Origin of the sequence: Saccharopolyspora indica (assembly GCF_027853965.1) — a bacterium.
GTDB classification, from domain to species: Bacteria; Actinomycetota; Actinomycetes; order Mycobacteriales; family Pseudonocardiaceae; genus Saccharopolyspora; species Saccharopolyspora indica.
The window spans coordinates 118,038-138,288 of the sequence record NZ_JAQGLB010000022.1; the positions used below are offsets into that span (position 1 = coordinate 118,038).

General features: G+C 70.7%; 15 protein-coding genes. 7 read left to right on the forward strand and 8 right to left on the reverse strand.

Annotated elements, in window-relative coordinates; all coding sequences use genetic code 11:
• Positions 1-161: 161 nt before the first annotated feature.
• The 4 genes from OU416_RS33605 to OU416_RS33620 form a co-directional block, all read right to left on the reverse strand.
• Positions 162-752 carry a hypothetical protein gene (locus OU416_RS33605; RefSeq protein ID WP_270931100.1) on the reverse strand — a complete coding sequence of 197 codons (591 nt, stop codon included), beginning with the start codon at positions 750-752 and terminating at the stop codon, positions 162-164.
• Positions 749-1,528 (reverse strand): helix-turn-helix domain-containing protein, encoded by a 780-nt coding sequence (locus OU416_RS33610; protein ID WP_270931101.1) that lies wholly within the window; start codon positions 1,526-1,528, stop codon positions 749-751. The genes OU416_RS33605 and OU416_RS33610 overlap by 4 nt, the downstream gene beginning before the upstream one ends.
• 65 nt (positions 1,529-1,593) lie before the next feature.
• Complete coding sequence (locus OU416_RS33615) at positions 1,594-1,821, reverse strand: DUF397 domain-containing protein (RefSeq protein WP_270931102.1); 228 nt, start codon at positions 1,819-1,821, stop codon at positions 1,594-1,596.
• Entirely contained in the window at positions 1,818-2,687 is an 870-nt protein-coding gene (locus OU416_RS33620; protein ID WP_270931103.1) for a helix-turn-helix domain-containing protein, read from the reverse strand. The genes OU416_RS33615 and OU416_RS33620 overlap by 4 nt, the downstream gene beginning before the upstream one ends.
• Before the next feature lie 175 nt (positions 2,688-2,862).
• On the opposite strand from OU416_RS33620, the gene OU416_RS33625 reads away from it, so the two are divergent.
• Positions 2,863-3,201, forward strand: coding sequence for a hypothetical protein (locus tag OU416_RS33625; protein WP_270931104.1), 339 nt, complete (start codon positions 2,863-2,865; stop codon positions 3,199-3,201).
• A gap of 149 nt (positions 3,202-3,350) precedes the next feature.
• A complete protein-coding gene (locus tag OU416_RS33630; protein ID WP_270931105.1) occupies positions 3,351-4,478 on the forward strand; it encodes a phosphatidylinositol-specific phospholipase C1-like protein in 1,128 nt (375 codons plus the stop codon).
• Here OU416_RS33630 and OU416_RS33635 read toward each other — a convergent pair.
• The gene (locus OU416_RS33635; protein WP_270931106.1) at positions 4,475-5,068 is read right to left on the reverse strand and encodes a GNAT family N-acetyltransferase; all 594 of its coding nucleotides are present in this window, start codon (positions 5,066-5,068) and stop codon (positions 4,475-4,477) included. The two genes, OU416_RS33630 and OU416_RS33635, sit on opposite strands and share 4 nt — an antisense overlap.
• Before the next feature lie 100 nt (positions 5,069-5,168).
• Here OU416_RS33635 and OU416_RS33640 point away from each other — a divergent pair, with 100 nt between their 5' ends.
• Positions 5,169-5,585: a PPOX class F420-dependent oxidoreductase gene (locus OU416_RS33640; protein ID WP_270931107.1), complete on the forward strand. Its 417-nt coding sequence runs from the start codon at positions 5,169-5,171 to the stop codon at positions 5,583-5,585.
• Here the strand turns inward: OU416_RS33640 and OU416_RS33645 are convergent.
• The 3 genes from OU416_RS33645 to OU416_RS33655 form a co-directional block, all read right to left on the reverse strand.
• Positions 5,576-6,400 carry an SWIM zinc finger family protein gene (locus OU416_RS33645; RefSeq protein WP_270931108.1) on the reverse strand — a complete coding sequence of 275 codons (825 nt, stop codon included), beginning with the start codon at positions 6,398-6,400 and terminating at the stop codon, positions 5,576-5,578. The two genes, OU416_RS33640 and OU416_RS33645, sit on opposite strands and share 10 nt — an antisense overlap.
• The gene (locus OU416_RS33650) at positions 6,393-9,377 is read right to left on the reverse strand and encodes a DEAD/DEAH box helicase (RefSeq protein WP_270931109.1); all 2,985 of its coding nucleotides are present in this window, start codon (positions 9,375-9,377) and stop codon (positions 6,393-6,395) included. The genes OU416_RS33645 and OU416_RS33650 overlap by 8 nt, the downstream gene beginning before the upstream one ends.
• 95 nt (positions 9,378-9,472) lie before the next feature.
• Complete coding sequence (locus tag OU416_RS33655) at positions 9,473-11,218, reverse strand: NAD+ synthase (protein WP_270931110.1); 1,746 nt, start codon at positions 11,216-11,218, stop codon at positions 9,473-9,475.
• An 83-nt stretch (positions 11,219-11,301) separates the two neighbouring features.
• On the opposite strand from OU416_RS33655, the gene OU416_RS33660 reads away from it, so the two are divergent.
• From OU416_RS33660 to OU416_RS33675, 4 genes are all read left to right on the forward strand, one after another.
• Positions 11,302-12,885: an alpha/beta hydrolase gene (locus OU416_RS33660; RefSeq protein ID WP_270931111.1), complete on the forward strand. Its 1,584-nt coding sequence runs from the start codon at positions 11,302-11,304 to the stop codon at positions 12,883-12,885.
• An 84-nt stretch (positions 12,886-12,969) separates the two neighbouring features.
• Positions 12,970-14,571, forward strand: a complete 1,602-nt coding sequence (locus OU416_RS33665; protein ID WP_270931112.1) for an SLC13 family permease — start codon at positions 12,970-12,972, stop codon at positions 14,569-14,571.
• Positions 14,572-14,628: 57 nt separating this feature from the next.
• Positions 14,629-15,972: a type I glutamate--ammonia ligase gene (glnA, locus tag OU416_RS33670; RefSeq protein ID WP_270931113.1), complete on the forward strand. Its 1,344-nt coding sequence runs from the start codon at positions 14,629-14,631 to the stop codon at positions 15,970-15,972.
• A 123-nt stretch (positions 15,973-16,095) separates the two neighbouring features.
• On the forward strand, positions 16,096-19,764 hold the full coding sequence (locus OU416_RS33675; protein ID WP_270931114.1) for an FkbM family methyltransferase: 3,669 nt from the start codon (positions 16,096-16,098) through the stop codon (positions 19,762-19,764).
• Positions 19,765-20,251 lie beyond the last annotated feature (487 nt).

Genomic DNA, 20,251 nt, shown 5'->3' on the forward strand with positions numbered 1-20,251 from the left:
GCGGAATCGACAGCCGTCACCACCGTTGATCGAATCTGTGGACAACTGATCCGGCTGTGGATAAGCGCCGCCACACTTCTGTGTCGTGGTGGGTTACGCGATTTCGCGCGAAATCAGCACACTTCGTGCGGGGGAGTGCGCGATTTCGCGCGAAATCGCGCTCACCCGGCGCCAACCGCAGCCCGGCACGCCTGACGGATCGCCGCTGCGGCGGCGGTCGGTTCGTTCGCCCGGAACCGCACGTGCTCGGCCGTGCCGGTCCTGCCGTTCGGCAGGGCGATGCTGATCGGCTCGGCGAGCGTCACGGACACGTTGGTCTGGTTTCCCACCACGATGGCCAGTTCCGGGATGCCGTCCTCGTCGTGGAACCGGAACGTGGTGGTGCCCGTGTGGGACTTCCGGTCGAGCGACACCGCGATGATCGAGGTCAGCGGCAGGGCCAGTTCGAACCGGGCTCCGTTGCGGAGCACCAGGTGGTGGCGGTTCACGAAGTGCGGTCGGGTGACCAGCACTGCCAGGGCGACCAGGACTTGCAGCACCGCGAGTACGTCCAGCACGTGCACGATCGGCCACGGCACGAGGAGCCCGACCACCGCGGTTTCCAGCGCCAGCACGAACGTCAGGATCAGCATCACCGGAACCTGCTCGCGGGCGTAACCGAGCTCGGTGTCCTCCGGGCCGATGCCGATCCTGCGCCGCAGCAGGAATGCCCACAGGCTCGCCGCCCACCGGCGGACCGCGATCCTCTTCACCGCACATCGCCTTCGACACGCGGTCGCTGGGCCAACAGCCGAATGGTTCGCCGCAGCACTTCCGCTTGAGCAGGCCCCATCGAGTCGAACAGGGCCGTGCTGAACGAGTGGCCAGCATCATCGGCGCCGATCAGCGCCGAGACCTCGGCCGGGATGTTGTCCGCCAGCTCCTCGGCCAGCGGCGTAATCCGGGGATCGTCCGGGGTCGCGTCGGCGAGTTCGTCGAGGCGACGCTGCAACTCGTGGCCACGAGCGACGGTTTCCGGGTCCTCGACGAAGGGGAGAACCGCTGCGAGCACCTGGTCGCGTTGCTCCCCGCCGGTGGTATCCATGAGCGCGAACAGCTCCTGCTCCAGAACGCCCATCGGCGATGTCGGCTCGGTGGTGTTCAGCGCGGCCAGCAGCTCAGCGGTTCCCGGCGAAACAGTGCTGTCCGCGTCCAGCTCACCACGTTCGGCGCGTTCGATGAGCTTGCCGAGCCGGGCGCGGCGATCGCGGATCCGCTGTTCCTGCTCGGCCAGCTCGCGGTCCAGGTCGACCAGGATCTCCCGCAGATCGCGGCCGCCGTCGTCGGCCAGCGCGTCGCGGACCTCGTCGAGGCTCAGCCCGAGCTCGGTCAGGCGGCGGATGCGCGCCAGCACGATCGCATCGCGCAGCCCGTAGTGCCGGTATCCGTTGGCCCGGCGTTGCGGTTCGGGCAGCAGCCCCTGGTGGTGGTAGTGACGCACGGCGCGGGTCGACACCCCGACCATGGCGGCGATCTCTCCGATTCGCATGCAGCCAGTAGAAACGTTGACGCTGCGACAAGGTCAAGCCCCGACCTGCGCTGATCGGGCGTGGCTCATCTCTCGAGCCCGCGCACGAACCGCGCCCATGCGTCGCTCCCGAACCGAAGCGTCGCCCCACCCGGATCCTTCGAGTCCCGAACCTCGATCCCACCGCTCACTAATCGAGCCTCGACACAGCTGTTGTTGTTCGGGCCGCTGAGCCAACGAGCCTCGACACACGTGTTGTTGTTGCCCCCGCTGTAGCTGCTCTTGAACCACTGGGTTGGCGCCTCGATGGTCATTCGGCTATCTCCTTCAAGCACTTGGCGATGAAGTCTTTGGACTCCTCCGGGCCGAGCGCTACGGCTCGCAGGCGATCGAAGGCTCGTGAGCACGCAGCGACGTCGCCTTCATCATCCATGTAGACGCCACCTCCGATAAAGGTTGCTTGGTGGGCGATATCGGGCACTCGGCCATCGAAACGGAAGATTCCGATTGAACCACCAAGTAGCGGGTGGTCCACGATGGACATTGGTGCTACCTGGATGACCACGTTCTTCCGGTCGCACGCCGTGAGCAAGTGCTCCAGCTGATCAGCCAAGACGTCGTGCCGCCCGATAGGTCGACGAAGGGCGGGCTCGCCTATGACGAACCAGAGGAGAGGTGGATCGTCTCGGCCAATCAGCAGCTCTTGCCGTTCCAGGCGGAACCGGACGCGCAGCTCAACATCGTCGGAAGGGTCGTCCATGACCGCTTCGCGTGCGATCGAGATCAGCGCTCGTGCGTACGTTTCAGTCTGCAGCAGGCCGGGCACTACCTCTGGTTCCCAGTAGTAGATCTCTGTGGCTTCCTGCTCGTGATCGCCGACGCGGCGGAAGCCACCTGGGAAGGAGTCGGAGTACATGCGCCGCCGCAGGCGCTGCCGGGCAACTTGGCTGATGTCCGCGATTTCGGTGCGTTGCTCAGGTGGTGCTTCGTAGAAGTTCAGCAGCGCATCGAGCTCCATGACCTTCAGGGCGCGCAAGCCGCGCTCAACCCTGCTGATCAGGCTTGTGTCGCACTCGATGACCTCTGCGGCCTCCTTCTGGCTTTTGCCTGCGGCAACTCGAAGTCTGCGCAGCTCGCTGCCTAGTTGGCGGCGTTCGATCGTCGGTCGTGAGTGCGCCATGGTTGCTCCCGGTTCTCCGTTCGGGACGGAAGATCCACCTTTCAGGTACCTGCGGAAGTTGCACAGGACCCTTACTCTTTGTGTGTCAGACAGTACTGTCCGCAGTGAGTTGTCGGAAGCTTATCCAGCAGCAAGGGGAGTGGTGACAGTGCGTTTCGGTTATGTGCTCGAGGCAGTGGCGGATGCTGTTGAGGTCGCCAGGAAGGTGGTCGATCCGGAGCAGCACGACCCCGAGGAGCTGCGGCGGGAGCTGCGACCGTGGGCGGAAGCGGAGCTCGCACGCGCGAAGTGCGAGTTCGGGCTCTACACCGCCGAATTCGGCTCCTGGAGCCAAGGCCGTTCGGCGTACTACCTGCGCATGCTCTACATCGTGTGGGGCGGCGACGAGGTCGTCTCGGTGCACGTCGACGACAGCCCGGTGAACTACGCGGGAGTCCGCGTCCTCGCCCACCAGGCAGAAGCGTTCCGAACTCTGCGTGCGAGCGACGAACGCCTCGCCGCTGTCTCGTCGTAGGTGAATGAGGTCGCGGCCCTCGGGGGATGGGCCGCTGACCGCGTTTCTCCCGGTGTTCGCGCGGTGTTCGGTGGTGGGTGGGCGGCGGATCGCGGGGTGGTCATCTCGGCGTTGAACGCTGGGTCGTCGGCCATCCCGAGGAGTCCGCCATGCGAATCGCTCGCGCAGGTTTCACCGCTGCCGCACTCGCGGCTTGCGCCGCTCTGCTGGTCGCCGCGAGCGCTTCGGGCGTGCCGCCGCGCGATTCCGTGCGGATGAACCAGATCCAGGTCATCGGGACGCACAACAGCTACCACCGCGAGCTCTCCCGCACCGAGCAGCAGTGGCAGTCCCCGGCGGACAACCTCTGGTACTCGCACGCCGCGCTGCCCGTGCAGTTCGAGCGGCAGTCGGCGCGGCACGTCGAGCTGGACCTGATGCCCGACAGCGACCAGGGCGGGCTCTACACCTACCCGCTGATCCGCCGCGACGCCGGGCTAGGACCGCTGACCGATCCCGAGCTGTTCCGGCCGGGGATCAAGGTCGTGCACTGGGCCGACCACGACTACGCCACGTCCTGCTCGACGCTGGTCGGCTGCCTGCGCCAGGCCCGCGACTGGTCCGACGCGCACCCCGGGCACGCGCCGATCCCGGTCCTGCTGGAGCTCAAGCAGACCGATCCGGCGATGGAGCAGCGCGGCGGCCCGGTCTCGCCGCCGTGGGACGCGAAGCGCTTCGCCGACCTGGACGCGGAGATCCGCTCGGTCATCCCGGCGAACAAGATGATCACCCCGGACGACGTGCGCGAGCCCGGTCTCACGCTGGAGCAGTCGGTGCTCCGCTCCGGCTGGCCGGCGCTCGCCGAGTCCCGCGGCAAGTTCGTCTTCCTCATGGACAACAGCGATCCCGCGCAGCAGGCCCCGTACCTGGAGAACCGCCCCAGCCTCGAAGGCCGGGTGCTGTTCACCAACTCCGCACCGGGCCGCCCGGACGCGGCGTTCATGTCGCAGAACGACCCCACCGGCGCGAACAGCGCCCGGATCAGGCAGTGGGTGGAGCGCGGCTACCTGGTGCGCACCCGCTCGGACGTGCCGTTCACCGAGGCCACCTCGGGCGACACCACCCGCTTGCGCACAGCGCTGACCAGCGGGGCGCAGATCATCAGCACCGACTTCCCGGCCCCGGGCCTGGCGGCCCGCTACGGCTCCGACTACGTCGCCGAACTCCCCACCCCGGCGCGCTGCAACCCGGTGAATGCGCCCCGCTCCTGCCGCTCAGAGCGCCTCGAACGGCTCTAGCGCTGGCTGGGGGAGGGGCGGCGCATGGCCCACGTCCGGGGGCCGTTGTCGGGGAGGTCCACCTCCGCGGTCACCTCGAAGCCGAGCTTCCGGTAGAAGGCCAGGTTCGATTCGAGCGAGGTCTCCAGGAAGCACGGCACGTCGGCGTCGTCGGCCGCTCGCAGGCCCGGCTCCAGCACCGCTCGGCCCAGTCCACGGCCCTGCGAGCCGGGGCGGACTCCGACGGTGGCGAGGAACCACACGGGTTCGGTGGGGCGGTGCGGCGCCATGGCCTGCTCGGCGGCGGCAGCCGCTTCAGCCCGGTCTCCCGCGATCTCCTGCGCTTCCTCCGCCAGCCCGGCGAACACCGTCAGGTCCGTGTCCGGCGTCGTCCAGACGGCCACGGCCTCGGCATCTCCGCACACGTGCACCTGGCCCTGCGGGAATCCGATCCGCTCCAGGTACATGCGCTGGGTGCGCCGGACCCGGTCCAGGTGGTCGTCGGCTGAGATCGTGTACCGGGTGAACGGGTAGTCGGCGAAGGCGGCGGCGAGGGTGTCCGCTGCGGCGTCGAGGTCACCGACGACCGCATCACGAGCGGGAGAGGACATGCAGCCGACGCTATCAAGATCCACATGCGCCGGGCCACGCATTTTCCGCCGCGCCGATGCGGTGGCAGGCTGGTCAGGAGCAGCGCGAAGGAGCCGTCCCATGTCGTTCACCGACCAGGAGATCGCCTACCTGCGGTCCCAGCCGATCGTCCGCTTCGCCACCGTCGACGCCGACGGGCAGCCCGACGTGGTGCCGCTCGCCTGCGAGTTCGACGGCACCCACTTCTGGGTCGGCGGGGGCGGTGCCTCGGTCGTCAGCACCCGCAAGTTCCGCAACGTCCACGCCGGGAACCGCAAGGTCGCCCTCGTCTTCGACGACCTGGTGTCCTTCGACCCGTTCATCGCGCGGGGCATCCGCGTCTACGGCGAGGCGGAGGGGCCGATCGAGCGGGTCGGGATGATCGGCCCCGGCGTGTACCTGCGCGTCACCCCGACCATCTCCTGGAGCTGGAACATGGACGGCGAACCGGTCGGCGAGAACTGGTACGAGACGCGCCGCGCCGTCCATCAGCCCTGACGCGCGGCCATCGCGCGGTAGGCGGGACGCAGCAGGTCGATCACCGGCTCGCCGCCGATCTCGACCGGCAGCGGTTCGAGCTCGTCGAGCAGCGCGTCCGGTGCCGCGCTCGCCAAGCCCGCGGGTGGCGCTGGGAGTTCCGGCGCCGCCCAGAACGTTTCCAGGGATTCCGAAAGCGGTGCGGCGTCATCGGTTTCCGCCGCCGGACCGCTGGTCGTGCCGCGCAACGAGCGCAGTCGGTCCAGCAGCTCCTCGCGGGAGCGGCCGCGCCAGGCCAGGATCTGGAACGGATCGGCGTCGAAGGACTCCGCCAGCAGGTAGCAGGTCGCGGCGAGGTGCTTGCACGGGATCTCCCAGTCCGGGCAGGAGCAGTCCATCGTCAGCTGCCGCATGGTCGTCGGGAACAGCTCCAGGCCGAGCCCGGCGAAGACCTCCTCGATCTCCGGCGGCATCTCCCCGGCCAGCAGCTTCGCCGCGTACAGCGCCTGACCGGCCAGCGCCCGCTCGACCTGCTCCCACTCCGCCGCGGAGAACGCCTTGATGCCGATGCGCGCCCGGTACGGCTGCGGCCGGGAGCCCTGCACCAATCCGACCACCACGCTCGTCGACAGCGTCAGGTTCAGCACCTGGCCGGCCCGCGCGTAGTTCTTGCCGCGCTGCAACCGCCCGCCCATGCCGAACGACTCCAGCACCTCGATGAACCGGCGCGACCACCAGGTCTGCGCGATCTCGCCGCGCTTGCTGCGCGCCCTGATCCCGCCCTCTACGCGGATCGGCTTGGTGGGCTTGGGGAAACCGCCGTACCAGTCAGCCACCGACGGCCTCCGCTTCCAGCGCCACCAGCTCGCGCAGCTGGCTGGTGGACAGCTCGGTCAGCCAGTTCTCGCCGGAGCCGACCACCAGCTGCGCCAGCGCCTTCTTGTCCGCCATCATCCGGTCGATCTTCTCCTCCAGGGTGCCGATGCAGGTCAGCTTGCGGACCTGCACGTCCCGGCGCTGCCCGATGCGGAACGCGCGGTCGGTGGCCTGGTCCTCGACCGCCGGGTTCCACCAGCGGTCGAGGTGGATGACGTGGTTGGCGGCGGTCAGCGTCAGCCCGGTGCCACCGGCCTTGAGCGAGAGCAGGAAGATCGACGGGCCGTCGGGGGACTGGAACCGGCGCACCATCTCGTCGCGGGCCTTCTTCGGCGTGCCGCCGTGCAGCAGCAGCACCTCGGTGTCGAAGCGGGCGGCCAGGTGCGGCACCAGCATCCCGGCGAAGCCCGCGAACTGCGTGAAGCACAGCGCCTTGTCGCCGTCGGCCAGCACCGATTCGAGGATCTCCTCCAGCCGCTCCAGCTTCCCGGACCGGTCGGGCAGCGGAGAACCGTCGCCGAGCAGCTGCGCCGGGTGGTTGCACACCTGCTTGAGCTTCGACATCGTCGCCAGCACCAGACCGCGCCGCTCCATGCCCTCGCTCTCGGCGATGCGCGCCAGCATGTCGTCCACCACCGCCTGGTACAGCGAGGCCTGCTCGGCGGTGAGGTTGCACAGCTGCTTCATCTCGATCTTGTCCGGCAGGTCGTCGATGATCGCCGGATCGGTCTTCAGCCGCCGCAGCACGAAAGGCCCGGTGACGCGCCGCAACCGCGCCGCGGCCTCGGTGTCGCCGTCGCGCTCGATCGGCACCGCGAACCGCGCCCGGAAGGTGCTCAGCGAACCGAGCGCTCCCGGGTTGGCGAAGTCCATGACCGACCACAGCTCGGCGAGCCGGTTCTCCACCGGAGTGCCGGTCAGCGCGATCCGCTGCCGCGCGGACAGCCCGCGCACCGCCCGGGCCTGGCGGGAGTTGCTGTTCTTGATGTTCTGCGCCTCGTCGAGCACCACCCGGTCCCACCGGACTTCCCGCAGCACGGCCGAATCCCGCGCGGCCAGCGGATAGGTGGTGATGACCAGGTCGTGCCCGCCGACCTCCTCCATCAGGTCCTCGCCGGTGAGCCGGTCGGAGCCGTGGTGGACGTGCACCTTGAGCTTCGGCGCGAACCGGGCGGCCTCCCGCTGCCAGTTGCCGACCAGCGACATCGGGCAGACCAGCAGCGTCGGCCCGCGCGAGTCCTCGGCGCGCACCAGCGCCTCCAGCGCCAGCAGCTGCACGGTCTTGCCCAGGCCCATGTCGTCGGCGAGGCAAGCGCCCAGCCCGAGCCGGTCCAGGAACGCCAACCAGGCCAGGCCGCGCCGCTGGTACGGGCGCAGCACGGCGTTGAACGTCGCGGGCGGCTCCACCGGTTCCAGGTGCTGTTCGAGCTGGCCGGACAGCAGGTCGCCGACCCAGCCGCGCCCGCTGACCTGCACCACCGGCATCGGCCGTTCGGAGTCCTCGGCCGGGAGCCCGGCCTGCAGCAGCACCTCGCCCGCGGTCATCCGCCCGCTGCCGGAGCGCTCCAGGAACGCCAGCCCGGCCGCGAGCCGCTTGCGGTCGATCCGGACCCACCGGCCGCGCAGCCGCACCAGCGGCACCTTCGCGGCGGCCAGCTCGTCCAGCTCCGAAGCGGTCAGCTGCTCGTTGCCCAGAGCCAGGTCCCAGCGGTAGTCGACGAGGTCGGCCAGCCCGACACCGGACTCCTTGGCCACCGCGCCCGCCGTGCCGGTGCTGGTCGCGGTCAACTTCAGCCCGAGCTCCTCCGGCCGCCCCCACCAGGACGGCAGCAGCACGCCGAAGCCCGCCTGGTCCAGCAGCGTCGCGCTGGTCAGGAACTCGTAGGCGCCGTCGGCGTCCAGCAGCAGCTCGCTCGGGTGCGGCACGCGCAGCGCCGCGTCGAGCGCCGGGAAGATCCGCCCGGCCGCGCCGAGATCGGTGAGCAGCAGCTCCTCCGGCTCGTCGACCCAGCGCTGCAGGACCCGGCTGTCGGCCCGCCACACCTCGTTCGCCGAGACCAGCACGCTCGGGTCGTCCACGGCCTGCAGCAGGAACTCCAGGCGCCAGTCCTCGTCGTCCTCGGGAGCGTGCAGCCGGAAGCAGGTCCGCACCGGGTTCTGCCGGTTCCCGCTGGCCCGCCAGGTGTCGAGCTGCCGCGCCAGCTTCCGGACCTGCCCCTCGGCGCTGTCGAAGCGCGGCTCACCGGTCAACGCCCGCAGCCAGGTGGCCGCCGCGGTCCGGCCGGAGGTCAGTTCGAGATCGGCGACCCGGCTGCGCACGATGCCGTCGACCAGCGAGTTCAGCGCGTTGCGCAGGACATCGGCCGGTGCGTCGCCCCGCTCGCAGCGGAACGCCGCGGGCATCGCGTCGCGCAGCGCCACGAAGTGCGCCGAATCCGTGCTCGACAGCGCAGGCCGCCACCGCGCGGTCGGCCACTCGTCCACGTCGGCCAGCGCGGGCAGCACCCGCCCGCCCGACACCAGCTGCTCCGCCCACTCGGCGAGGCCGCGCAGGAACCGCGCCGAGGTCCCCAGCCGGCATCCGGGCACGTCCGCGTCCAGCAGCTCGAGCACCGTCGCCGGGGTGCACGACACGGCGGGGACCAGCCACTCCCGCACCCGCAGCTTCCCGCGCGGCGCCGGTCCGGCGGTCAGCGGATCCCGGACCAGCTCGGGCGACGGGGCCGGGGCGGAGGCGTAGGACGGCAGCTGGACCCGAACGGAGTCGACCTTGCTCTGCTCCCCGAACGCGTCCCGCAGCGCCTCGCCCGCAACCGCGAACGGGTGCGCCAGCGCGCCCCGCGGCGCGCGGCCGGGAATCCGCGCGGGCAACCCGGAATCCTCGGCCCACAGCACCAGACGTCCGTCCACAGTGCACAGAGCGTGCACGGCCCACACCGGATGATCCTCCTCAGCTCGCGGACTGCCGCGATATCAACGGCAGACGTCCGTTGACATCGCGCAACACCTCGGCGCCCGACGCGCCGAAGCCGTCACGGAGCGATCTCGCGCCACCGGTTGGTCAGCGGCAGCCGCCGGTCCCGGCCGAACGCCTTGAACGTGATCTTGGTGCCCGGCGGGTACTGCCGCCGCTTGTACTCGGCGCGGTCCACCATCTGCAGCACCCGCTCGACCAGCTCGGCGTCGAAGCCCTCGGCGATCAGCTCCGCGTAGCTGCGGTCGCTCTCCACGTAGCCGTCCAGCACCACGTCGAGCACGTCGTACTCGGGCAGCGAGTCCTGGTCCACCTGGTCCGGGCGCAGCTCCGCCGACGGCGGCTTGGTGATCGAGTTCTCCGGGATCGGCGGCACCTCGCCGCGCTTCTCCGCGTCCTCGTTGCGCCACTTCGCCAGCTTCCACACCAGCGTCTTCGGCACGTCCTTGATCGGCGCGAAGGCGCCCACCGCGTCGCCGTACATGGTGGAGTAGCCCACCGCCAGCTCGGTCTTGTTCCCGGTCGCCAGCACCAGGTGCCCGCGCTGGTTGGACAGCGCCATCAGCAGCACGCCGCGGGCGCGCGCCTGCACGTTCTCCTCGGCCAGCCCGGTCAGCTCCAGCTGCCGCACGTACACCTCGACCAGGTCGGCGATCGGCTGCACCTCGAAGTGGCAGCCGATGCGCTCGGCCAGCTCGGCGGCGTCGGAGCGGGAGTGCTCGGAGGAGTAGTTCGACGGCATCGAAACGCCGTGCACCGCATCCGCGCCGAGCGCGTCGGCGGCCAGCGCCGCGACGACCGCCGAGTCGATGCCGCCGGAGAACCCGAAGGTCACCGAGCGGAAGCCGTTCTTGTGCACGTAGTCCCGCAACCCGGTGACCAGCGCGCCCCACACCTCGGCCTCGTCGTCGAGCGGCTCGGCAGGGGGAGCGGGCGGCAGCGGCTGGTAGCTCGGCAGCGGCTCGGGTTGCAGCACGATCCGCCGCACGTCGAAGGCGGGCATCCGCATCGGGCCCGGCTCGGCGGGCACGGTGGTCGAGGTGTGGCCGCCCGCGGTCAGCTCCAGGTCCTGCACCAGCAGGTGCTCGGCGAACCGCGGTGCCCGCGCGGTGATCTCGCCGTCCGCCGCGGCGATCATCGAATCGCCGTCGAAGACCAGCTCGTCCTGCGCGCCGACCAGGTTGACGTAGGCCAGCGGCGCCCCGGCCTCCGCGGCCCGCCGCACCACCAGCGGCGTCCGGACGTCGTCCTTGGCGCGCTCGTAGGGAGAGCCGTTGAGGCACACCACGAGGTCCACGCCGACCTGGCCCAGCGCCGCCACCGGACCGCCGTTCTGCCAGATGTCCTCGCAGATCACCACGCCGACGTCGAGCCCGTGGAACCGCACGATCGGCAGGTCGAAACCGGGTGCGAAGTAGCGGGCCTCGTCGAACACGCCGTAGTTCGGCAGGTGGTGCTTGTGGTAGGTCGCCACGACCTCGCCGCCGTAGAGCAGCGACGCGGAGTTGCGCGGCCCCTGCTCGTCGCGGCCGAGGTGCCCGACGACCACCAGCGCGTCCCCGCAACCGGAGTCCTGCAACCGGCGGGCGAGCCGCTCGACCTCGGCGAGGTTGGCCGCCGCGAACGACTTGCGCAGCGCGAGGTCCTCGACCGGGTAGCCGGAGAGCACCATCTCCGGGAAGACCACCAGGTGGGCGCCATCCTGCACCGCCCGGCGGGTCCACTCCAGGACCATCGAGCTGTTCCCGGCGATGTCGCCGACGCATGCGTTGACCTGTGCGAGTGCGATGCGCAACTGGGGCATGCGCCCATCTTCGCGCACCCGACCGGGCGGTGTCGTCCCGCCCGGCACGACTCACACCTGCTCGTGCATGTCACGATCCAGTGGTGAACCGCCTACTGACCGTGCTCTCCGCGCTCGCCGTGCTCAGCGCCGCCGCGTGCAGCCTGCCGGAGCAGACGCCTCCGCCGCTGCAGCCGCACACCGAACAGAAGGGCCCGGTCGGACCCGTGCCGCCCGGTCTGGAGCGGTACTACGGTCAGCCGCTGAACTGGGGCCCGTGCGCGCCCTACGCCACGACCGAGAGCGACCGGGCCTCCTACGCCGACCCCGGCCTGGAGTGCGCGCGCGTGGAGGTCCCGATGGACTACGCCGAGCCGCAGGGCCAGGTGATCACCCTCGGCGTCCTGCGCAGTCCGGCCGCCGACCAGCCGCAGAAGGTCGGTTCGCTGCTGATCAACCCCGGCGGCCCGGGAGCGTCCGGGATGAGCACGGCGGCGAGCCTGGCGGGCTCGGCGCGCAACTCCGCGCTGGGCGAGCGGTTCGACCTGATCGGCTTCGACCCGCGCGGCATCGGCGCCTCCGAGCCCGCGGTGCGCTGCCTGACCGACCAGGAGCGCGACGCCAAGCGGCTGGACTCCGACGCGGACACCTCGCCGAGCGGCGTCGCGGAGACCGAGCAGGAGGAGCGCGACTACGCGAACAAGTGCGCCGAGCGCACCGGCGCCAAGCTGCTGGCCAACGTCGGCACCCGCGAGGTCGCCAAGGACATGGACGTGCTCCGCTCGGCGCTCGGCGACGAGAAGCTCAGCTACCTCGGCTACTCCTACGGCACCCGGATCGGCGCGGAGTACGCCGAGCAGTTCCCCGGCAACGTGCGGGCGATGGTGCTCGACGGCGCGATCGACCCGGGCCAGTCGGCGATCGACACGCTGGTGGCCCAGGGCGCCGGCTTCCAGCAGGCGTTCGACGACTTCGCGGCCTGGTGCGCGGCTCGCCAGCAGTGCTCGCTGGGCCACGACCCGAAGGCGGCGCCCGCGCAGTTCCAGCAGATCGTCCGCCCGCTGGCCGACGACCCGGTGCGCGCGGGCGACGGCCGCGAGCTGTCCTACTCGGACGCCACGATGGCGGCCATCCAGGCGCTCTACGCGCCCAGCCTCTGGGAGCAGCTCGACGGCGGTCTCTCCGAACTGCGCCAGGGCAGCGGCCGGAGCCTGCTCACGCTCGCGGACAGCTACTTCAGCCGCGACGAGCAAGGCCGGTACCCCAACACCAACGACGCCTTCGACGCCGTGCACTGCGTCGACGACCAGCGCGTCCTGGACCCGGAGCAGCGCCGCGAGGCCGACCGCCGCTACCGCGAGGCGGCGCCGTTCCTGGACGACGGCAACCCGCCGAGCGCGGCGCGCGACATGTGCGCGTTCTGGCCGGTCCCGGTCACCGGCGAGCCGACCGAACCGGAGGTGGGCGCGCTGCCCCCGACGCTGGTGATCTCCACGACCGGCGACCCGGCCACGCCCTACGAAGCGGGCGTCAAGCTGGCCGAGGCGCTGCACGGCCACCTGCTCACCTACGAGGGCACCCGGCACACGATCTTCCTGCAGGGCGTCACCTGCGTCGACGACGCGGCCACGAAGTACCTGATCGACCTGGCGGTCCCGGCGAACGGGGCCCGCTGCGCGGAGAAGTGACCCGGCCATCGTCCGTTCGACCGAGCACCGCGGCGGCCGAACGGACGATGGTGAAGCAGATCACACCGCGCCTATCGTCTTGGAATGGACAAAGCGGACGGTGAGCGCGAGCAGAGCGTGACGTCGGTGCTGCTGTCCGGCAGCACGTACCGAGGCCTGGGCGAACAGGTCCTCTCCCCGGCCGAGGAGCGGTTCGAGCGGGCCCGCCGCACCATCGGGCTGTTCCTGGCCCCGGCGCTGACGATCCTCTTCCTGCTGGTCCCCACCCAGCTCGAACCGGCCCAGCACAAGCTCGCCGCGGTGCTCCTCGGCGTCATCGTGCTGTGGGTCTGCGAACCGGTGCCGATCCCGGTGGGCGGCCTCATCGGCGTCGGCGCGATCGTGGTCCTCGGCGTCATGCCGCCCGACGACGTGCTCGCGCCGTTCGGCTCCTCCACCGTGTTCACCTTCATCGGCGCGTTCATCCTCGCCCAGGCGATGCTCCGACACGGCGTGGCCAGGCGGTTCGCGTTCACCATCCTGTCGCTGCCCGGCGTCGGCCGCAGCGCCGCGCGGGTGATCATCGCCTTCGGGGTGATCACCTGCCTGCTGTCCGCGGTGGTCTCCAACACCGCGACCGTCGCGATGCTGCTGCCCACCGCGGTCGGCATCCTCGCGGTCATCGCCGAGCTCGTCCGCAAGCAGCTGCCCGACGGCGCCCCGTTCGACCCGCTGCGGCTGCGCGTCGGCGTCGCCCTGATGCTGATGCTCGCCTACGGCGCCAGCGTCGGCGGCCTGCTCACCCCGATCGGCTCGCCGCCCAACCTGATCGGCCGCGGGCTGATCGAGGAGGCCACCGGCCAGCGCATCTCCTTCCTGCAGTGGATGGCGATGGCCGCACCGATCTGCCTGCTGATGTTCGTGGTGCTGGCCGGAGTCCTGCTGCTGCTCAACCGGCCCGAGATCAACGAGCTGTCCGGGGTGGAGGAGTACGTCGCCGCCGAGCGGGCCAAGCTCGGCAAGCTCTCGCGGGCGGAGAAGAACACCCTGATCGCCTTCGCCACCACCGTCGTGCTGTGGGTGACGCCGGGCGTGGTCGCGCTGGTCGCGGGCAACGACTCGGCGGCCTACGACCTGATCAGCGACCGGCTCGACGAGGGCATCGTCGCCGTGCTCGGAGCCGCGCTGCTGTTCCTGCTGCCCACCGACTGGTCGAAGCGCCGCTTCACGCTCACCTGGACCGAGGCCAGCCGCATCGACTGGGGCACCGTGGTGCTGTTCGGCACCGGCATCATCTTCGGCTCCCTGCTCGCCGAGACCGAGCTCGCCCAGACCATCGGCCAGGGCGCGGCCGCCGCGCTGGGCTTCTCCAGCATCGTCGCGATCACCGTCTTCGCCATCGCGCTGGCGGTGCTGATCTCCGAGACGACGTCGAACACCGCCGCCGCGGCCGTGGTGGTGCCGATCGTGATCCCGATCGCCGTCGCTGCCGGGGTCAACCCGTTCGTGCCCGCGCTGGCGGCCACCTTCGCGGCCTCCTTCGGCTTCATGCTGCCGGTGTCGACGCCGCAGAACGCCGTGGTCTACGGCTCGGGAGCGGTGCCGATCACCAAGATGATCCGCTCCGGGGCGGTCTTCGACGTGGCAGGCGCGGTCCTGATCGCGCTCGTCCTGCCGCTGATGATCGCGGTCCTCGGATTCGGGTGACCCGTGGGTTCACGGACCAGTTACGCGATTCGGCGCTCGAACTCTTAGGCTGCGTGCATGAACCGCCAGCAGGAGTTCGTGCTCCGCACCTTGGAGGAACGTGACATCCGCTTCGTGCGGCTGTGGTTCACCGACGTCCTCGGCATGCTCAAGTCGGTGGCGATCTCGCCCGCGGAACTGGAGGGGGCCTTCGCCGAGGGGATCGGGTTCGACGGCTCGGCCATCGAGGGCTTCGCCCGGATCTACGAATCGGACATGGTCGCCAAGCCCGACCCGGCCACCTTCCAGGTGCTGCCCTGGGAGACCGCCGACGGGGAGCACTACTCGGCCCGGATGTTCTGCGACATCCACATGCCCGACGGCTCGCCGTGCTGGTCGGACCCGCGCCACGTGCTGCGCCGGACCCTGGCCCGCGCCACCGAATCGGGCTTCACCTGCTACGTGCACCCCGAGATCGAGTTCTTCCTGCTCAAGAACCTGCCCGACGACGGTTCCGAGCCGGTGCCTGCCGACTCCGGCGGCTACTTCGACCAGGCCAGCCACGACGCCGCCCCGCACTTCCGGCGCAACGCCATCGAAACGCTCGAGGCGATGGGCATCTCGGTGGAGTTCAGCCACCACGAGGGCGCGCCCGGCCAGCAGGAGATCGACCTGCGCTACGCCGACGCGCTGACCATGGCCGACAACGTGATGACCTTCCGGTACGTGGTCAAGGAGGTCGCGATCACGCAGGGCGTGCGCGCCTCCTTCATGCCGAAGCCGTTCAGCGCCCAGCCCGGCTCCGGCATGCACACCCACTTCAGCCTCTTCGAGGGCGACCAGAACGCCTTCTACCACCCGGAGAACCCCTTCGAGCTCTCCGACATCGGGCGCGCGTTCGTCGCGGGCATCCTGCACCACGCCCGCGAGATCAGCGCGGTGACCAACCAGTGGGTCAACTCCTACAAGCGGCTGGTCGTCGGCGGTGAGGCGCCGACGGCGGTGTGCTGGGGCCACGCGAACCGGTCGGCGCTGGTCCGGGTGCCGATGTACTCGCCGGGCAAGGCGTCCTCCCGGCGGGTCGAGGTCCGCAACCTGGATTCGGCCTGCAACCCGTACCTGGCCTACGCGGTGATCCTCGCGGCGGGCCTGCGCGGCGTGGACAAGGGCTACGAGCTGCCGCCGGCCACCGAGGACGACGTGTGGGGCCTGACCGAGCGCGAGCGCAAGGCAGCCGGTTACGCCAACCTGCCGCAGAACCTCAACGAGGCGCTCAGCGAGCTGGAGTCCTCCGAGCTGGTCGCCGAAACCCTCGGTGAGCACGTCTTCGACTTCTTCCTCCGCAACAAGCGGGAGGAGTGGAACTCCTACCGCAGCCACGTCACGCCTTACGAGCTCAAAACCCTCATGCCGATGCTCTGATCGGCTGTTCTCCCGACACGCCCCGGCGTGTCGGGAGGCCGCCGACGAGCGGGTTCGGCACGGCTGCTGGGGCTGGTGGGGTTGGTCTTCTGGTCGGTGCTCGGGAAGCGATAGGTTGCGCCCGTGACTGATTCGCAGGCGAAGCACGATCCGATCAGCGCGGGGAGCTCCGAGGCGGAGTCCTCCCTGCAGTCCGGTGTGCTGGAGCAGTCCGCGGAGCTGTTCGAGCCGGAGTGGCCGGCGGAGACGCCGGGGGAGCGGGACGCGGGCACGCTGCTCGGGTGCACCGTGGCCTGCCCCGACCAGCTCCCGGCCGCCAGGGTCCTGCGGGACACCTTCCGCCGCCACCACCCGGACGCGAGGTTCGCGCTGCTGCTCGTCGACCAGCAGGGGCACGGCGAGGCGGACGCGCTGTCGGTCTCCGACATCGGCCTCGACCCGCAGGAGTTCGCCCAGCTGGCCGTCGGGTGCACGGCTGAGCAGCTGCGCACCGTGCTGCGCCCGCGGTTCCTGCAGCACCTGCTCAAGACCGGTCACACCACGTTGTACTTCGAGCCGTCGGTGCAGGTCTTCGGCCGCTTCGACGACCTGCTGACCGGCCTGACCCCGGAGCGCCCGGTCGCGCTGGTGCCGCGCGTGCTGCGCCCGCTCGCGGTGGACGGCCTGCGCCCCAGCCCGGCGGACCTGGCCGAGTCCGGCACCTTCGACCCGAGCGTGTTCGCCGTCCGCCCCGGCGCCGAACAGCTGCTGAAGACCTGGGTCGAGCAGCTGCGCAGCGATCCGGCGATGGCCACCCCGGTCCTCGACGACGCCCCGGCGCTCGTCGACCACAAGGTGATCCGCGATCCCGGCGTCGGCCTCTCGGTGTGGAACGCGGGCCAGCGAGCGCTCGCGGTCAACAGCGACGGCAAGCACACGGTGGACGGCGCGGTGCTGCGCAGCGTCCACTTCGACGGCTTCCAACCGCAGCGGCCCTGGCTGCTGTCCACGGCTTACGCCGACCGGCCGCGCATCCTGCTGTCGGAGCACCAGACCCTCGCCGGGCTGTGCGCCGGCTACCGCAACGCCCTGGTGGAAGCGGGGTACACCCGCGAACAACCGCACCCGTTCGACGCCCTGCCCGACGGCGTGGTGCTCCCGACCACCCTGCGCGGCGAATACCTCGCCGCGTGGCTCGACGGCGAGGCCCCGCCGAGCCCGTTCGAGCCGGACGCGCTGCCCGAGTTCCAGGAGTGGGCCTGCGCCCCGGCCGACGACCAGCAGCGCGCGGCGGGCGCGTCCCGCTGGACGGCCGCGGTGTGGGCGGACGACCCGATCCTGCGCCGCGACTACCCGGACCCGTTCGGCGCCGACGCGGAGTCCTTCCACGAGTGGTGCGTCGGGGTCGGCGTGGCCAGCGGCCGCGTCCCGGCCGAGGCGGTGCACCGCCGCATCGACAACCGAGCGGCCCTGGTCGACCAGCTCGGGGTGGCGGTGCTGGGCGAGGGCCCGCTCGCCGAACTGGTGCGGGACGCGGTCCGCGCATCGGGCCTGCCCTCCGCGGACACCGCCTACTACCCGGTCGTCCTGCGCTGCACCCCCGACCTGCCGGTACCGGCGGGCCGGTACGTGATCGACGTGCACACCGGCACGGTCGGATCCGACGACGTCGCGGAGACCTGGGTGCTCTCCGAGAGCAGCCGGGCGGTGGCCCGCCGCAGCGGCGCGAAGACCAGGGTGCTCACCCTGCCCGCGCCCGAGCGCGAGCTGGTGGACCTGCCGATGCGGAAGGGCGCGCGCGCCCGGCTCGGCCTGTCCGACGAGTTCGTGATCACCACCTGCGCGGATCACGCCGCCGAGCGCGCGGACAACGTGCTGGGCGTGGTCAGCGCATTCCTCTCGGCCTTCCCGGAGCGCAGCGACGTCCGCCTGCTGATCGGCGTCGTCGGCGCGGGGGACTTCCCCGAGGCTGCCGAGCGCCTGCGCCTGGCCACCGCGGCCGACCCGCGCATCCAGCTCGTCGAGGACGCCCCCGACCTCCGAGGTCTGCTGTCCGCGGCGGACTGCTTCACCTCGCTGCACCGGGGCGGCGCGACCGACGACCACGTCCTGCGGCTGCTCGAAGTCGCCGCCCACGGCGTCCCGGTGATCGCAGGCGACCACGGCGCGGTCTCGGAGGTCTTCGGCGCGGAAGCGGCCCGCCTCGTGCCCTGCCAAGGCCCGGGAGAACCCGACATCGACGCGGCGGCGGAACTGCTCCGCGCGGCCGCCGACGACGCCGACGCGACAGCGGCCTTCGGCGCAGCGGCGCGCGAGAGCCTGCTCGCCACGCACACCGTGGCCCGAGCAGGTGCGCGCCTGCGCGAACGCGTCGAGCACGCCTACCGGAACTGGCGCACGAAGTGGTCGACCGACCGCCACGGCCAGTTCGACGACCCGCTGCGCCCCCTGCTCGTGGCGCGCCACGCGCTGCACCGGGCTCCGGACGCGGGAGTCAGCAGCCGCAACTCGATGGCCCCGGCGCTGCGCAAGGCGGTGCTCAAGGCGCTCAGCCACTACGACGAGCACATCCGCGACGTCATGCGCTCGCTGGTCGACGGCGTCGAGCAGACCGCATCGGAACTGCTGCGCCGCCAGTACGAGGCGGACGGCGACGGCGATGTCGAAGCGATGCGCGCCGAGCTCGCCCAGTTCGCCCAGCGCCAGGACCAGCTCGGTGCACAGCTCATGGGCACCGAGGACGGGGTGGTCCGGGCCCGCGCCGACCTGGCCGAGCAGCACCGCAGGCTGCGCGAGCTGGAGAGCGGCCCGGCCGTCGACGACCGCAGGGTGGACGCCCTCGCCGAACGACTCGACAGCCTGACCGGCGCGGTCGAGCGCATCCTCGACCGGATGGACGCGCTGGAGAAGCGCAAGAGCCCCGACCAGAACGTCGAAACCTCCGTGCGAGCGGCCTCCGCCGACGCCGCGAACGCCTTGCAGCGCACCGACGTCCTGCAGCGCATCCTGCTGCGCGAGCACGAGCGGAACACCGGAGCGGGGGACGGCACCACGACACCGGTGCTCTGCGACGCGGGTCTGCTGCGGTTGCCCGCCGACGACAGCTTCATGCTCCCCTGGCTGTCCTCGCACCCGACCTGGGACACCGACGCCTCGACGCTGATCGACTCCCTGCTGGAGCCGGACGGCATCTTCCTCGACATCGGCGCCTACGTCGGCTACCAGACCGTCCGAGTGCTCAGCAGGCTCGGCAACAGCGGAGCGGTAGTGGCGGTGGAACCGTGCCCGCGCAGCGCGAACCTGCTCAAGCACAACGTCCAGGTCAACGTCCCGGCCGCGTGGGGCCACCGCATGGTGCTCCTGGAAGGTGCGGCCTGGGACGCGCCGTGCGACATGACCTCGGAAGCCTCGCTCGCCGGGGGACTGTCGGTGCGGCCGGCGGAGAACGGTGAGGAAGCATCCGTGCGCGGCATCCGCCTGGACCGGGAACTGGAAGGCCACGCGGGGCTCAAGGACCTGAAGCTGTCCGTGGTGCACGTCGACGTCGGTGCACGGGTCCACCGGGTGCTGGGCGGTCTGGTCCGGCTGCTCCGCCGCGACCGGCCGTCGATCGTGTGCTCCTTCACACCGGCGGCGATCAGCCAACTGGGCGACGATCCGGCGGCCGCGCTCCGCGAGTTCGGAACCTGGGGCTACGACCTGGTCCCGGTCGGTCGAACCCGCCCGGTCGAGGCGTCTGACCTGCTGGAAGCGATCAACGCGGCCGGCTCGGCGAACACCGTGAAGCTCTGGCTGCGCCCGAAGCAGAAGTAGCGACGATCGGCTGTCCGTGCGAAGTCAAGACTCTGACCAGGCGATTTGACTTTGACGCAGAGTGTGCGTAACTTTCTCTTTGCCGCACGGAAAGCCGGACGGACCAGGACGCAACAGCCTGGCGAGGACGGCGGCGGGAGCGCCCGGGAGAACGGAAACGAACTCCGCGGAGCGCACACCGGCCGGGGCGCGCGGGTTTGACACCGCGAAGCGCACCGGGTAACGTAAAGCGGTCGCCAGGGAACCGATGAGGAACCCGGCGAGTTGATAACTCAAAGCAAGGCTCGATCTTCGGAGAGATCAGCGAGGGGCACCCCCCTGAAACCCCGGAAAAACGGCCTGCTAGAGTTACTGACACAAGAAAGCGAACAGAGGAAATGCTCCCCGGAGCTGCGCGGCCCTGAAATGGGGTTGTGGGTGATGGTGTGGGTGTGTTCTTTGAGAACTCAACAGCGGACTGTTTTGGTTAGTGTTCTTTAATGCCCCC